Source organism: Kribbella rubisoli (assembly GCF_004217145.1).
Taxonomy (GTDB): domain Bacteria; phylum Actinomycetota; class Actinomycetes; order Propionibacteriales; family Kribbellaceae; genus Kribbella; species Kribbella rubisoli.
Window position 1 is genome coordinate 670,555 of record NZ_SHKR01000012.1, and the last position, 15,891, is coordinate 686,445.

Below are 15,891 nucleotides of genomic sequence, written 5' to 3' on the forward strand. Positions count from 1 at the left end.
CCTAACGGATGCTTTCGGTAAGCGGACGCACGCGTTCGATTATCGGATACTCTGGAGCAATTCTGATGGCGTTCTACCGGCAGGTCGGGGAAGTTCCGCCGAAGCGGCACACCCAGTTCCGGAAACCGGACGGCGGGCTGTACTACGAGGAGCTGATGGGGGAGGAGGGGTTCTCATCGGACTCGTCGCTGCTGTACCACGCCGGCGTGCCGTCCGCGATCGTCGATTCGCAGGTGTGGGACCTCCCCGACCTGGCCACCGTCGCCAACCACCCGCTCACCCCGCGGCACCTCAAGCTGCACGACCTGTTCACCGACACGTCCAAGTCGAACGCCGTCGAGGACCGTCGGCTGGTGCTCGGCAACGGTGACGTCCGGATCTCGTACGTCGTCGCGGAGCAGCCCTCGCCGTACTACCGGAACGCGATCGGCGACGAATGCGTGTACGTCGAGAAGGGCTCGGCAACTGTCGAGACGGTGTTCGGCGTACTGAACGCCGTCCAGGGCGACTACGTGATCATCCCGCGCGCGACCACGCACCGCTGGCTGCCCGGACCCGAGGGCGTGCACGCGTACGCGATCGAGGGTAACTCGCACATCGCGCCGCCCAAGCGCTACCTGTCCCGGTACGGCCAGTTCCTCGAGCACTCGCCGTACTGCGAACGCGACCTCCACCCCACCACCGAGCCGCTCGTGGTCGACGGGACCGATGTCGAGGTGCTGGTGAAGCACCGCGGGAACGGGGCCGGCGGGATCGTCGGCAGCCGGATGACGTACGCGACGCACCCGTTCGACGTGGTCGGGTGGGACGGCTGTCTGTACCCGTACACGTTCAACGTGAGCGACTTCGAGCCGATCACGGGGCGGGTGCACCAGCCGCCGCCCGTGCACCAGGTGTTCGAGGGCTACAACTTCGTGGTCTGCAACTTCGTGCCGCGGAAGGTCGACTACCACCCGCTCTCGGTGCCGGTGCCGTACTACCACTCGAACGTCGACTCCGACGAGGTGATGTTCTACTGCGGCGGCGACTACGAGGCGCGGAAGGGCTCCGGGATCGGGCTCGGCTCGATCTCGCTGCACCCCGGCGGGTACGCGCACGGTCCGCAGCCGTCGGCGATCGAGGCCTCGCTCGGAGCGGAGCGGTTCGAGGAACTGGCGGTCATGGTCGACACCTTCCGCCCGCTCGAACTGGGCGAGGGCGGCCAGGCCGTCGACGACGGCGTCTACGCCTGGACCTGGGCGGGTCGCCGCAAGTCATAACGGTCTGTGGGATTCTTTCCCGTGTGAGTGAGGACGGGGACACATCGCAACAGGGCGAATCGCCGGAGGTGGACGTGCAGGTGCCGCCGCGGGATCCCGGGGCGCCATTTGTCGTGGGCATCGATCGGGACGCGGTGGTACGCCGGCGCGAGGTCGTGCGGACCGTGGAGCGCCGCGGCGCCTGGATCACGCTGGCGATCGGCGTGGTCGGCATCGTCGCCGCGATCTACGCGCTGCTGGCCTTCCGCGGTTCGGGGATGTGGCCGTTCGCGATCTTGTTGATCCTGGCAATGATCCCGCTCGTCCTCAGCACGGTGATGGTGTACCGGCTGCAGGCCGAGCGGCAGCAGTGGTACGCCTCCAACGAGCTGCAACCGGTCGCGATGCGGATGTCGCTCAAAGGGCTCGAGCTCGCGTGCGACGGAGCGGCGTACCCGGTCGTCCTGCAGTGGCACGCGGTCCGCGGCTTCCGGCAGCAGAAGCTGCTGGGCCAGTACGTGCTGGATCTCGACCTGGTGCCTGGTGTGAGCGCGACCACGGCGGGTGTCCGCGGTCTTGACCAGGCGCCTGTGCGCAGCGTCGTCAAGCCCAATCCGCTCCTGCGCCCCACCGGCCTGTTCCTGGTGAAGGCGCTCGACCAGCCCGTCCACATCATCGACGAGGCCATGAAGCATTTCTCGGGCGGAACTGCACAAGTACGCCGCTAACAGGGCAGGGAACGGTACGTGTAGCCGAGCTTGGTCAGCTTGGTGAGCGCGCTGTCCAGAGCGGCGACGGTCTGGGAGCGGTTGCCGCCGCCGTCGTGCATCAGGATGATCGCGCCGGGGCGGGCGCCGGACATGATCGCGTGCTCGATGTGGGCGATACCGGGCTTCTCCCAGTCCTCGGTGTCGACGTCCCAGAGCACCTCGTGCTGGTGGTACGACGCCGCGATCGCGTGGATCTTCTCGTTCGTGGCGCCCTCGGGCGGCCGCAGGCACTTCGACTTGATGCCTTGACCGATCTCCTGCCGCACCTTCGCGTCCGGGAGACGGGTCAGCGTCTTGTGGTCGTACGTGTGGTTGCCGACGTGATGCCCGGCGGCGCGCTCGGCCGTGACCAGCTCCGGGAACTGCGCCACCTGGATGCCGATGACGAAGAACGTCGCCTGCGCGTGGTGCTTCCGCAGTACCTGAAGGACCTTCGGTGTCCACTCGTGCTGCGGGCCGTCGTCGAAGGTCAGGTACAGGACCTTGCCGTGGCCGGTCAGGTTCCAGTCGTCGACGGGAGGCTTGGGCGCCGGCGGCTTGACGGCCGGTCGGGTGGGTTTCGTCGACGACGGCGCGCCTCGCTTGGACGTTGTCGACGTACTCAGGAGCCCGTGACTCGACGCCTGGACCGCGGGTTTCGCGGACGTGGTCGAGTGTTTGGACGGACTGGCGGCTTGGGCTAGGACGGCACCGCAGAGCAGGGCGGCGACCAACGGCAGGAGTTTGCCGGGCGGCTTGGTCATGCACGGCATCCTCTCGCGCCGGGCGGTTCAACCGGGCACCGGGTCGCCCTTAGGGTGGCCCTCAGGCCGGAGATCCCGGCGGCAGACCAGTGAGGCGGCTGATGACCGACAGCGGTGAGCGTACGACGATGACCAGACGAACCCTGATCGGTGGAGCATCCGCCCTGGCCGCGGCCGGGTTCACGGCCGTTCCGGCGTACGCCGGTGGAGCCGACCACGGCCGGACCGTGCGGTTGAGCGTGATGGGCACGACCGACCTGCACGGCAACGTCTTCAACTGGGACTACTTCAAGAACACCGAGTACGACGACTCCGCGCACAACGACATCGGCCTGGCGAAGATCTCGACCCTCGTCACCGCGGTCCGGGACCGCATCGGAGCGGACCGCCACGCGCCGCGCCCGCTGCTGCTCGACGCCGGTGACACCATCCAGGGCACCCCGCTGTCGTACTACTTCGCCAAGATCGAGCCCATCACCGGCGGTCACACGCATCCGATGGCCGCCGCGATGAACCGGATCGGGTACGACGCGGCCGCGCTCGGGAACCACGAGTTCAACTACGGGATCGAGATCCTGCGCAAGTTCCAGCGGCAGCTGCGGTTCCCGCTGCTCGGCGCGAACGCCCAGGATTGGACCACGGGCCTGCCCGCGTTCCCGCCGTACGTGCTGAAGCGGGTGCACGTGCCGGGCGAGAAGCCGATCACCGTCGGCATCCTCGGCCTGACCAACCCGGGGATCGCGATCTGGGACAAGGCGAACGTCGAGAACAAGCTGAAGTTCGGCGGAATCGTCGAGCTGGCCAAGATCTGGGTACCGCGGGTCCGCAAGGCCGGCGCCGACATCGTGATCGCGTCCGTGCACTCGGGCATGGACCTGTCCTCGTCGTACGGCGACGCGCTGCCGTACCCGGAGAACGCGTCCGTCCTGATGGCCGAGACCGTGCCCGGGATCGACGCCGTACTCGTGGGTCACGCGCACCTGGAGATCCCCGAGCGCCTCGTCACGAACAAGACCAGCGGCGAGCAGGTCGTGCTGACCGAGCCGCTGAAGTGGGGCATGCGGCTGTCGCTCATCGACCTCGACCTGCAGAAGGTCCGCGGTCGATGGACGGTCGTCGGTCGCCACAGCCAGGTGCTGAACGCGAACACTGTCGACGCCGATCCGCAGGTCGTCGGGCTGCTGCAGAAGGATCACGACAAAGTCGTCGAGTACGTGAACTCGAAGATCGGCACCTGCACCGAGGCGATGTCCGCGGCCACGGCGCCGTGGGAGGACACCGCCGCCCTTGACTTCGTCAACTTCATCCAGGCGGACGCTGTGTCGAAGGCTTTGGCCGGTACGCCGCAGGAGTCGCTGCCTGTGCTGGCGATCGCCGCGCCGTTCAACCGGGCTGCTGCGATTCCTGCCGGCGACGTGTCGATCCGCGATGTCGCCGGGCTGTACGTCTTCGACAACACGCTGCTCGCGGTGACGATGACCGGCGCGGACATCAAGGACTATCTGGAGTTCTCTGCGCAGTACTACAAGCAGGTGACCGGGGCCGGGCCGTTCCCGTCCGACCAGGTGACCAACGCGCCGACCCCGACCGCGCCGACCGGCACGCCGGACTACAACTACGACGTACTCGGCGGTCTGACCAAGCCACTGACCTACAAGATCGACATCGCCAAGGGCGTGGGGGCGCGCATCACGGACCTCGCGTACGACGGGGTCGCGGTGGCGGCCGACCAGCAATTCGTTGTCGCGGTCAACAACTACCGCCAGTCCGGCGGCGGCAACTTCCCGCACGTCTCCACCGCGCCCGTCGTCTACAACCGCCAGGTCGAAATCCGCCAACTGATGATCGACTACGTCACCGCCACCGGCGAGGTCGACCCAACTACCTTCCACACAGTCGACTGGTCGTTGGTCTCGAACGGCGCCCCGATCGTGATCACCGCCTGAATCAACCCAAAGTGACACTCCAGAGTTCACGTGGATTGATCTCTGGCCCGTGGGCTCCGGACCGGATGCCTCGAACGGAGCGGCGACCGTGCCCCCAGCGGTTGTTGTCGACAATCACACACTCACCCGACGACAGCTGAACCTCATGCTCGACTGTGGCCGCCGCGGCGAGCAGCGCTGTGAGTGCCTCCTCTGCGCGCCTCGCCTGGTTGGTCGGGATTGTGCGCCAATGGTCAAGCAGCTCATATTTCAGTCGTACGCCAAGGTCATACTCGCTGGCAGGATCCGGGAGCCGGTAGACGAGCGCCTTCGCTGAACCATCTGGGAACGGGACCTCGCCCATCAGGGTCTCCATCCAGCCGGCGAACCGATCAGCGTGCCGGTGAGCCAGAGCCTCGAACGCGCGCCGCCACTCGACGAGCACAGACTCGCCGTTCTCGCCGGGACAGCCGTCCTGCCAGCCCTGGTGGACCATGAGCATCGCGAAATACGGTGGCCGGGGCTCCCGGAGTGACTGCGCGGAGTGCGCCGCCAGCGGACCGTCGAGTGCGTGAAGTTCCCGTCGCGCCGCGGCCTCAGGGTCGAAACGGACGCGGTGAACTCCGGAATGAGCGACATGCGCACCGGGGTCACCCGCTCCGTAATACGCCAACGGCTCACCCCAGTGGCTGATCAGCCAGATGAACTGATCCAACTGAGCCGGTAGGTCGCGGACTCGTGCGATATGAGCCGAGTCGAGCTGGCATTGAACGGCAACTCGCAGCGCTTCGCCGCTCAGGGCCGTACCGTCGAGCGCCGGTGGGAGTCGATCGGCAGCCGTGGCACCGCCGAACCGGGTGCTCGGCCCGTCCGGGCCTTGGGCTCTGGTCATCGGTAGCTGCCCGGGGCTAGATCCGTGGTCAGGATCCGGCCCGATCCGGCCAGCTGTTCGCGCGTGATGTGCATCCGGCGCAGCCAGCGATCGCGACCGTCGTACCTTGCCCGGAAGCTGGACCTGGCATGGACCGCGCGCCGGTTGTCTAGGATCAGTGCGTCGCCTGCTTCTAGCGCGACGTGGTGAGCTCGCCGTTCGATCGCCGTTGTCAGTTCCCGCAATGCCTCGGCGGCCCGCTCGTGTCGCGGTTGCATGAGTTCCGGCTCATAACGCAGGGACGGATCCAAAGGATCGCCGCCAAGGATGCTCACCCACGGCCCGCTGTCCATTTCCCGCACCGGTTTCCCGCCGGCGAAGTAGGGACTGTGCAACCGTCGCAGCACAACCATGTAGTCACGCGCGGAGAGAGCCGCCAGGACATCCGTATCCAGTTCGCGTAGCACATTCCGTGTGGCGGCGAAGCGGGTCAGCGCTGTACCGTCCGGGTCGCCTCGGAGGGTGTAGAGGAGGAGATAGTCCGGAGGATTCGGGTGAAATGCCATCTCGGTGTGATAGCCCAGGTCAGCTGAAGAACTCTGACTGGATAGAGCTGCCGCGTTCTCGCGGACCGGAAAAACGTCCTGGAAAATCTGTCCGTCCCGTTCTTCGGCGTAGCCGACGGGTTCTCCGAGCGAGGCCGCAACGACACTCATGACATATTCACTGAACTGGTTCTTCGTGGCCGGCGCGGCGACCGGCAGGGCGGGCGTTGGCGGCACCTGTCCACGCAACGTCAGGCCGCGAAGCAGCAGGGCTCCTTCACCCGTCGATCCGGCCGCGAACTCCGACAATCGCGTGCGGAGTTCTGCGGGCAACCGTGGCACTGTCGTCCGGACTTCGTCCAGGTATGCATCGAAATCATTGTATGGATCGCGGGTTGTCATTGCGGCAAGGTCGTGCAAGGTATCGACCGTCCTGACGTCGATCGTCAGGACCGATCTGCTCGTCGGATTGAGTTCTTTTGCTGCGGTCATTGCTATTCCCCCCAAAATCAGGCCACGGATTCAAGCGAGCGAATGATCCCTGCTGCCGTCGCTTCGTACTTCTGCTCTATCGCACTCGGGCCGGCCTTGTTACGAACGAAAACCAGATCGCCGGTGCCTGACTCCCGGCGCAGAGTGTGGTACAAAAACTGAGGATCGTGATCTGAACGCTGGGGGGCAGATGACTCACTCAATCGAGCAGTCGTGGCCGGATGCGCTGCGGCCGGCGAAGATTGTCTGCAGGGACGCGGTGGTGGTCGTGCCCGGCATCATGGGCAGCGAGCTCGTAGACACCGAATCCGGTGATCGCCTCTGGGGCCTGTCGCCTCGGTGGTACGCCCGCGCGTGGTCTCATCGCGACGGGTTGGCCAGGCTCGCGGTGACGGAGGCCGAACTGGCCGGGAAGACTGATCGAGTGCGGCCGGCCGGCCTGCTGAAGTTCCCTGCAATAGCTCCGGTACTTGCCGGCGTGGAACCGTACACGCGCCTGATGAAGGCCGTGCGAGAGATTGTTGCTCACCCTGACGCAGCCCTGGGTTTCGCCTACGACTGGCGGCTGGCGGTCGACTTCAACGCGAAGCTCCTAGCGACGGCGGCCGCTGATCACCTCGAGCGTTGGCGGGCCCGATCCGGCTATTCCGATGCCGGGCTGGTGCTGATCGCACACTCGATGGGTGGGCTGCTGTGCCGTGCGATCCCGCTCGACGCCGGACTTGCCGATGTCACTCGCGCCGTGGTCACGCTGGGCACTCCATTCGATGGCGCAGCGAAAGCTGCCGTTTTGCTGAACCAAGGCAACGGCGCGCCGCTGCCGGCGAAACGGTTGCAGAGGCTGGCTGCCACGATGCCCGGCATCCACGCTTTGCTGCCGATGTACAGCTGTGTCGATGAGGGTGATTCTGTCCGGTCATTGACGCCCGCAGATGTGGGTCGCTTGGGCGGCTCGGCGGAGCTGGCGGCCGCTGCCTACGCCACTCATCGCTCAGCTCGCCCGATGACCGGTCATAGAGCATTGATCGGGATCAGGCAGTCAACGATGAGCACACTGACCATCCGCGACGGCATCGTCGAAGCCCACGACTACACCTTCGTGCCGCAAGCCGACGGCGACGTTGCCCGTCGTCCGAACGGCCTGATCCACAGGGTCTACGGCGCCGGCGACGGGACAGTTCCACGGAACTCGGCTCGTCCGCCGCAGGGCGCCGCGATGCCGCTCGCCCAGCAGCACGGTGCGCTCGCAAGATCCAAGGAGGCGATCGACCTGGTCCGGGACGTCCTGACGAATCTGGACGGCGATCTAGGACCACGCCTTGGCGCCGATGACGAGGCCGGCATCGGCCTCGCTATGCCGGATTCCACGGTGCCCGGTACGCCGTGGACCGCGGTAGTCACCGGCGTACGGCCCGGCCAGGCGCGATGCAAGCTTGTGAATGCTGATACCAATCAGGTGATCGGACGCCCTCGATTGAAGCGCTCCGGCGAGGCGGTCGTCGCCGAGGTCGTGTTGCCGGCGCCCGGCATGTACCGATTGAGCGTTGCCGGCGGCGGCACCTCACCGGTGAGCCAGCTCGTTCTGGCGGTGGCCGCGACGGTGGAAGAATGACGGGCGACGGCCCTCGCGTGGAGATCTTCGGCATCGGGATCGGCGCCTATACCGATCCCGCGCATCTGCCGCTGTCCGTCGATCAGGAACTGCAAGCCATTTCTCAGGTGCTCGCCGACTTCGGCGCTGTAGAGAATCCCTGGACGGCACCAGACTTTCGAGGCTCCGATGCTGTGTTCGAGCGATTGCGGGCCTGGCGTCAGTCGCCCGAACCAAGGACGTTCCTGTGCTGGATAGGCCATGGGATCACTGATCAGGACAGAGCCGCCCTCCTGCACTCCATGAGTGAGAAGGACCGTTGGGCCGGCTGCTTCACGCCTGAGAATCTCGTCGAGTTCATTGTGGAGAAGGATCTCGGCGCTACTGACCACGAGTGGTCGGTCGTCGTCATCGACGCGTGCGGCTCATCGACTTTCGTCAAGGAGTTGGGTGCTCTGGTCGACAAAAGATCCGATGAACGCCGAATGCTGCTGATCGGTACATCCGGGGACGGAGCGAGCAGGCTCGGCCGCTTCAGCCACGTGCTCCGGACCGTTCTCGCTGACACCTTTGCCGCCAACCAGTCGATAACGCTCTGGGACCTGTGTGGCGAGCTCCGCTCGGAGCTGCCCGACGCTGAGGTCGTACCCAAGAACATCAGGAACTTTGCTCTGGTCCGCCGCACGCCCGTCGTCAGCGGAATGACGATCGATCACGCCGCTGAAGTCCAGGCAGTGTTGGCGAGGCTGAACGATGACGAGCGACGGCATTTCGCTGCGAAGGCCCAGGGCGGCGAATTGGGCGACGAAAGCTGGTATTACCAGGAGAGAGCAGCCGAGACCGCACACGTCGTCGATTGGTTGTCCGCGACTCGGAGCGGGCTGCTGGTGATCACCGGGCCGCCGGGATCGGGAAAGTCTGCGCTGCTGGGGCAACTGGTGGTCCGTACCCGCCCCGAGATCCGATCTGTTCTGGAACGGCTCGGATTGCTGATACAGACGGCCGAAGGTGACCGACCACCGGACGACATATTCGATCTGTCACTCCACCTCACCGGAATGACGACAGCGGATCTGCTGGCTCAGATCGCGGGTCTGCTCGACCTGGTGCCACCGCCCGCGCAGTTGCCGCACCAGGTCGAGTGGCTGATCGCCAGGCTGAGTGGACATGCCGGCGCTCCGCTGACCGTTCTGCTGGATGCGCTGGACGAGGCCGCGGATCCCGTCGCAATGGCGGCCTCGCTGAGGCGTCTTTCCCGCCTCCCAGCGGTGCGGCTGGTGGTCGGGACCCGGCAAGTCGCAGCCGGCGAAGACAATGCGGTCGACGTCGATCTCTTGGCCATCCTGCAGGTTCGCCCCAGTGATGTAGTGACCGTCCAGCGGGACGGCGACGCGATCGCAGGTTATGCGAGGCGCCGGCTGACCGACGCGGTCCGGGCTGGGGAGTTGATTGCGGACCCGGACCTGATCGCCCGAACCTCCGCGAGAATCGGTGGCGGCTCCGACGACTTCCTGGGAGCTCGCCTGATCATCGCGGAGCTGCGAGCCACACCGGGCCCGCTGACCGAGGACGGCATCACACCGCTCTTGCAGAAGGATCATCGCACGTTGTTCGCCGACGCGGTCGCCCGGATGCAGCGACATCACTCGAGTGCTCGTACTCTGCTGCGCGCACTAGCCATGGCTCGTGGCCGCGGTCTGCCACTACGCGATGGTGTTTGGGCGCAGGTGGGCTCTGCGCTTTCGGCCGGCCAATTGCCGAACGGCGATGACATCCATGATCTTCTCCGCATCGCCGCGCCCTATGTGAGTGTCCATCATGAGCATGGACAGACGGTTTACCGTCTCGCTCACCGCACCTTCGAAGAGCATTTTGAAGCGGATCGAACCGAGGTGGCGGAGGGACACGCCAAGATCGTCCGTGTACTGGCCGACTCGCTGCGTGCTCGAGGCGCTTCGAACGACACCGCGAATCCGTACATCGCCCACTATGTGTCGGCGCACGCGCTGGCGGGTGGCGGCGCCGGCTGGGAGCAGTTGGCCGAGATGGTCGATGTCTTCGACCGCTTGGAGCTGCCGGCCCTGGTCGGCGATGCGTTGCGGTCGGGCAAAGGTTCGACAGCCGTGCCGCCGGAAATCTCGGCTGTTATCTCGGTGTGGCATGTCCTCGCTTCCGCTGCGCCAGAAGACCGCAAAGGAATCCTCCAGCTCGCTCTCGCCAGGCAGTGTGGCGAGAGCCCGCCTTTGTCGGCGATGAATGGAGCATGGTCGCTGGAGAGGGCGGTCATGGTGTGGCAGGCAGCGCACCTTGTCTTGCCGATTCATACGAAGGGCGTCAACGCAGTGGTTCCAGTGGTGCGCGGTGGCCGCACTCTGGTGGCCAGCGCCGGTTCTGATGGCAGGGTACGGATCTGGGACACACTGGCCCAGCCCCGCGAGGTCGTTACCTGGAGTGGCCCTCGCTCTGCCGCTACAGCACTTGCGGTCCTCAGCGGCGCCGGCCAGAGTTCCCTGGTCGTGGGACGCCAGGACGGTACGGTGAGCGTCTGGGATCCGTGGGCCGGCCAGGACCGGGTGCGACGATTGTCGTGCCATGAGGCAACGGTGACAGCACTCAGCGTCCTTGAGCAGGCTGGGAAACTGATCTTTGCTTCCGGCGACATCAGTGGCAGGGTCTTGGTGCAAGATGTGCGGACGGGGGACACGCTCAGTACGTGGCAGCACCCGCGCGGATCGAGCGTGCAAACCTTGACAAGCTCTGATGGGAAGGGCTTGCACATCGGCTGTAATGACGGCTCGTTGCGCCGTTGGGAGCCGCTGTCCGAGGCTGCGCCTGGTTCGCCTGTTCAGGCACATCGTGGAGGTATCCGTGCCGCGGTGGCCAAGGCCTCCGGTGGTACGCGCGCGAGCGAACAGGCGTGGATCTTGTCTGCGGGCAACGACGGCGAGGTCAAGGAGTGGACCGCGTTCACTGCCACACCGGAAGGCGGACAGGCACGGATCCGGCAGGACTACGGGGTGCGCGCGCTGGCGTCGTGGAACGACGGCGCCACCTCGTATATTGCGACAGGCAACAACAAGGGAATCGTGGCGCTGTGGAGTGCTGATGCGGGCGTCGAACCTACTGCCAGTCTCAGCACGAACGCCGGCCGGATCAGGGATATCGCTGTGCTCACTGCCGATTCGAGCCGCCAGGTCCTCGCGCTGGCGGGTGAGGATGGCGCCGTACGGATCTGGGACGCGATGTCGGCTCGCCCTGCCAGCGACAGCAATCTGCCGATCAGTGGACTGGCCCGTCTGGGTGGCGAACTGCCGATGCTCGCCGTCTGCACTGCAAGCGGAGTCGAATTCATCTCGGCTGCGCCTCACCGACCTGATGGTGATCTTCCCGCTCCAGTCCGGGCACCCGGTATCACAGCGGTGGACGGCTACCTGGACTCAGGCGGGAGACCCGTCTTGGTATTGGGCAGTAACAGCCGCACAGCGGTCGAGCTTCGGTCCGATCGCAAGCTCCGGGTTGTGAGAGTTCACGGCCGGGCTTTGACCTCGTTCGCTGGCGGCGATCACCAGACGGTGATCGCCGGTGCCACGGATGATGGAGCTGTTTGGTTGTGGGACGCCGAAACTCTGGCTGTCAGCAGAAGAATCAAGGACGACTCCGGTCCAATCCACACGCTGATCTCGTACGTCGGCGCAGACTCCCGCGCGCGGCTTGTCACCGCAGGACGAACCGTGCGGCCGCGGATCTGGGATCCGGCGACTGGCGAGTCGTCAATCCTCGATCTTCCTCAGGGCGCCGGTAAATCGGCTATGGCGTTGATCCCGGCCCAATCCCGTCTGTTGCTGGCAGCGGCCGGTAACGACCGGACGGTACACCTCTGGGATCTGGAGCTGGGGACGCCCGTTCTTCGACCGCTCGTCCATCGTTCCCCGGTGCGGGCGATCGGTCCTGCTGAGAGTTCCGATGGGGGCGTTGTGATGGCGACCGCTTGCGCTGATGGAACGATCGGATTGTGGAATCCGCTCTCCGGCGAGGTCGGACGGATCATTTCGGGCTTTCCGATCGCCTGCCTCGCCGGCCTGGCGCCGCAGACCATCGCCCTGGGCGGGGCCGATGGCTTGGCGATCATTCGTTACGAACCTGGCCAGCTCAAGACCGACAACTCGGGAACTGTCTCGATGGCCAACTGGAGTACCGACTCGGCATGATCACGGCGCGCTCGGTCTCGGAGGCCGGCTGCCGGCCGCTGATTCTCCCTGTCGATGAGAAAGATTGCCCTGCGAGCGGCGAAGCAGGCGTAGGCGGTCCGCCAACGGTCGGATCGGACATCAGGAAGCGATCCGGCGATGTCCGGCCAGTACCCCGCCAGCGCGGAAAGATAGCCCTCGGCCAACTCGAGGCGTTGATTCTGGCCTTCCTCCGTGCAATCAAGCAGCGGCATGTCTTCCAGTAGTTGAGCGACCTCGAAGCCGACCGGCAGGTGCGAACTCGAACCCAGGTCGAGGGCAACAACGGCGCCGTACCGGGTCACCAGCCAGTTCTCCGTGTGTGCGTCCCGCTTGCCCACCCGGGGCAGCCCTTCCGGGATCAGTTGGACCCATCTGTCGGCCGCGCTGTCGGCGTGTCGGTGGCCCATTCTGTTGAGTTCCCGACCGAGCGCGCGGACAACATTTCGGTCCGGCTCGGCCGTCTGCGGTATCGGGCCACGCCACGTGTGGATGATGGCAAGCAGTTCCAGCGACCGCTTGACTGCGCGGATGACCTCCTCGGCAGTCGGTCCACCGTCGGTTCCCCGTTGGGCGATCAGGTCCGAGAGCTCAACTCCAACCTCGCGATAGCTTACGAGAACGGCTCGTGCGCTCTCCGGGAGGTCGACAACGGCCAAAGGCTGGGTGGCTCGGGCCCACGAAGGTGCGCTGGTGGCTGCCAGATGCTGACGGAAGGCGCGAGTGCGACTACTTTCGCGGTCGGCATCCGCACGGTTGGGCGCCGGTTTCAGTACGAGTGTCGACGACAACAATCCGTGCGGATCGTCGAGCACATAGGTCTCCCACCGTCGGCGTCCGCCAAGTACCTGCGTCATGAACTCAGTGTTGCCAACGACGCGGCGGCAAGCCTCGGTCCGCAACTCGGCGAGGTCGCCTCTGCGCATCGCCGCCCAGATGGTCCTCGGCGCCGGTTGGCCAGTCGCTGGATCATGTGGCGGCTCTTCGGGCAGGGTAGCTGCCGTGTCCGGCGACGCCGAGGCGAGGTCTGCGAGCTGTAGGAGGGGCCAGGCCCAGGTGATGTCACTTTCCGCGCCGAGGATCGCCGTCTCGGTGGCTGTCACGAAGTCTTCCCGCCGCCCGCGCATTCGCCAGAGGCTGTAGGCTGCGGCCGCGCCCACGGAGTACGCTTCACGCGCGACATCGCCATGCGTTTCGGCGGCGCGAAGTCTGGACCGTGCTTTCAGCTCAACGGCGCGTTCGAGCGAGTCGGCATCGCTCGTCCGTCGACCCACTTTGAAATAGGCCTGTCCCAGCAGACTCAACTGTTCCGGGCTGTCGTTGCCGAGGCTCGTGCTACGGGTGAGCCATCCGATCGCCGCCGACAGGTCTGCGTTGTCGTGGCGCAGCGTATCTCGACGAAGGTAGGCGTCGCCGAGCAGACTGGCACATTGGCGCCGGTCGAGTACAAAGCCTGCGATCGGCTCGTCGCCGGAACCCGGAACCGGCTGCGGATCGTCCGTGTCCCAGGAATCGATCGTCGTTGCCACCGACTCGAGCTTGTTCACCGCCTCGCTGAACAGCGGCAGAGCCGATGCCCGCGCCTCGTCCGTTCCATCGGCAGCGATGATTCGCCCGAGGCGGAGAGCGGCTCGTGCCGAGTTGAACTGAATTGCTGTCGAGCCAGGCCAGTCGGTGGTGTCGGCGGTGCCGGTGGCGTCGATGGCCAGATTGAGGAGTCGGTGGATCCGTTCCTGAACGTTCCTGTCGACGGTCGTCACCGGCCCGGCGCCATCGCTTCGGATCAGCAACGCGGCGGCATGGCTGGCGTTGAAGGCGCGTTGGTCCAGTGCCTGGCGTGTTCGCGATTCCAGTTCGTCGACGACTTGCCGGATGATCGGTAGGTCGCCGGGCTCGATGATGCCTTCGTCGGGGAGGAGAACGCGAGCGCCGTAGGCAAGCGCGCTCGAGGCCACCCGCCCGGAATCGGACGCAGCGGCAAGCGCGGCAGGTAGGGCTGCTCGGCATCCGGCTCGATCCACTAAGGTTGTGGCCCGCCTCAGGTCGACCTCTACGAGCAGAGTTCTGAGGCGGGTGGTCAGAACCGCGTCCGGACCAAGCTCGGTCTCCGCGGCCTGCAGACCGATCAGGGTGAGCTGGCCGGCTTCCTCGAGTGCGGTGTCGAGCCCCTCGGCGATCAGCAGGCGAGCGCGCTCCAGCAGGGCCCATGGCCAGTACGGTCCGGAGATCGGTGCGTTCGGCTCACCGCAGCGGCGCAGGTCGCGAACCGCCGCGCGGACGTGCTCGTTGCGTGGCAGACCAAGGAGCCGGCCCGCATGTGCGGCTCGTAGCCAGGCCTGGCCGCGCTTGATGGTCGATATCGTCGTGTCCTGAGGGTCTGCCATGGGCATGGGCCTAGGCATGGTCATAGACCGGGACCGGAGCAGCGCCGCTGCGATGAACGCGCTGCGGGCCGCGGCCAGCGCGTTGGCGTCGAACGGGCGTCGCGGGGCGGCAGACGCATCGAGGTCGGGCTCGACGTCGAGAATGTCCAACCCGGATCCGTTCACCTCGCGGTCGTCCGGACTGGTCGTGGAGCGCACGTCTGCTGCGTTCGCCTCCGTACCCCGTCGCAGTCGCGCACCCGCTACCTCCATCGCTCGCAGGCCGCGAGCGAACAGGAGATCGGCTCGCTCCTGGGTGAGCGCAATGGTGTCGTATCCCTCGGCGCGTGCGTCGTCCAGGCACCTCGCCGCGCCCGCCAAATGCGTGTCGTCACCGGTCAAGGCGAACAGTCGCTGGCGAGTTTCCGAGTAGAGCTGGAAGTGTTGCGACGTCCGGTCGCCGTTGTCCTGGGCGATGCCGAAATCGACGCTGGCGCCGGTGAGGAGACCAACGGGGCTTGTCGATTGGCGGGCCAGGTACAGCTGGCTCACCGCCCGCATTCCACGCCAGATCCGTCGCTGGTCCGCGTTACTCCGGCTGTCGAGTTGCTCGACAACCTCCCAGCATTCGAGAGCTGCCTCAAGGCAGGCTCGCATCGAGCGGTAGTCCCGCGCCTCGTTCGACACCCGAGAGTACGAGTACAGCTGGCCGGCCAGTCGCAGATTGAGCTCGCGCCAGGTGCCGAGCCAGCCGAAGCCGACTGATCGCAGCGAGGTTGTCAGGCTCACACCGCCACTAGACTCGTGGTTGAAGGCAGTGTGGACGAGCAGTTCTATCAGCAGCTCGATCGGCGGCCGCACGCCGGCCGGTGACCGGAGAGCATCGAGGAAAGAGATCCACGCCGGCCCGACCACTGCCGCGCTGGACTGCGGACTCTCCAGCTGTAAGAGCACGTCTGGGCCGCCGACGGCGATCGCGGCTGCCTGGAGATCGGCGTCGGACACCATGAAGCCGATGTCCGCGAGCAGCTCTGGTAATGACATGTTTCGCAAGACATGAGCCGTCATTGTCTGACGGCTTGTCGTTTGGCCGACTGCCACTTTCATCCCCCGAGCCACAATCCCGC

General features: G+C 65.9%; 9 protein-coding genes. 5 read left to right on the forward strand and 4 right to left on the reverse strand.

Going from position 1 to position 15,891, the window contains the following annotated elements; all coding sequences use genetic code 11:
- The first annotated feature begins 65 nt into the window (after positions 1–65).
- Both EV645_RS17415 and EV645_RS17420 read left to right on the forward strand, forming a co-directional pair.
- Positions 66–1,259: a homogentisate 1,2-dioxygenase gene (locus EV645_RS17415; protein ID WP_130444934.1), complete on the forward strand. Its 1,194-nt coding sequence runs from the start codon at positions 66–68 to the stop codon at positions 1,257–1,259.
- Positions 1,260–1,282: 23 nt separating this feature from the next.
- Positions 1,283–1,966, forward strand: coding sequence for a hypothetical protein (locus EV645_RS17420; RefSeq protein ID WP_242000477.1), 684 nt, complete (start codon positions 1,283–1,285; stop codon positions 1,964–1,966).
- Here EV645_RS17420 and EV645_RS17425 read toward each other — a convergent pair.
- Complete coding sequence (locus tag EV645_RS17425) at positions 1,963–2,751, reverse strand: polysaccharide deacetylase family protein (protein ID WP_130444935.1); 789 nt, start codon at positions 2,749–2,751, stop codon at positions 1,963–1,965. The genes EV645_RS17420 and EV645_RS17425 overlap by 4 nt on opposite strands.
- Positions 2,752–2,879: 128 nt before the next feature.
- On the opposite strand from EV645_RS17425, the gene EV645_RS17430 reads away from it, so the two are divergent.
- Entirely contained in the window at positions 2,880–4,697 is a 1,818-nt protein-coding gene (locus tag EV645_RS17430) for a bifunctional metallophosphatase/5'-nucleotidase (RefSeq protein ID WP_130444936.1), read from the forward strand.
- A 1-nt stretch (position 4,698) separates the two neighbouring features.
- Here EV645_RS17430 and EV645_RS17435 read toward each other — a convergent pair whose 3' ends face one another.
- Both EV645_RS17435 and EV645_RS17440 read right to left on the reverse strand, forming a co-directional pair.
- On the reverse strand, positions 4,699–5,568 hold the full coding sequence (locus EV645_RS17435; RefSeq protein WP_130444937.1) for a TauD/TfdA family dioxygenase: 870 nt from the start codon (positions 5,566–5,568) through the stop codon (positions 4,699–4,701).
- Positions 5,565–6,584 carry a TauD/TfdA family dioxygenase gene (locus EV645_RS17440; protein WP_130444938.1) on the reverse strand — a complete coding sequence of 340 codons (1,020 nt, stop codon included), beginning with the start codon at positions 6,582–6,584 and terminating at the stop codon, positions 5,565–5,567. Before EV645_RS17440 ends, EV645_RS17435 begins: the two co-directional genes overlap by 4 nt.
- A 190-nt stretch (positions 6,585–6,774) precedes the next feature.
- On the opposite strand from EV645_RS17440, the gene EV645_RS17445 reads away from it, so the two are divergent.
- Complete coding sequence (locus EV645_RS17445) at positions 6,775–8,196, forward strand: esterase/lipase family protein (protein WP_130444939.1); 1,422 nt, start codon at positions 6,775–6,777, stop codon at positions 8,194–8,196.
- A complete protein-coding gene (locus EV645_RS17450; protein WP_130444940.1) occupies positions 8,193–12,383 on the forward strand; it encodes a hypothetical protein in 4,191 nt (1,396 codons plus the stop codon). Before EV645_RS17445 ends, EV645_RS17450 begins: the two co-directional genes overlap by 4 nt.
- On the opposite strand, the gene EV645_RS17455 is transcribed toward EV645_RS17450, so the two are convergent.
- On the reverse strand, positions 12,308–15,871 hold the full coding sequence (locus tag EV645_RS17455) for a hypothetical protein (RefSeq protein ID WP_130444941.1): 3,564 nt from the start codon (positions 15,869–15,871) through the stop codon (positions 12,308–12,310). The two genes, EV645_RS17450 and EV645_RS17455, sit on opposite strands and share 76 nt — an antisense overlap.
- Positions 15,872–15,891 lie beyond the last annotated feature (20 nt).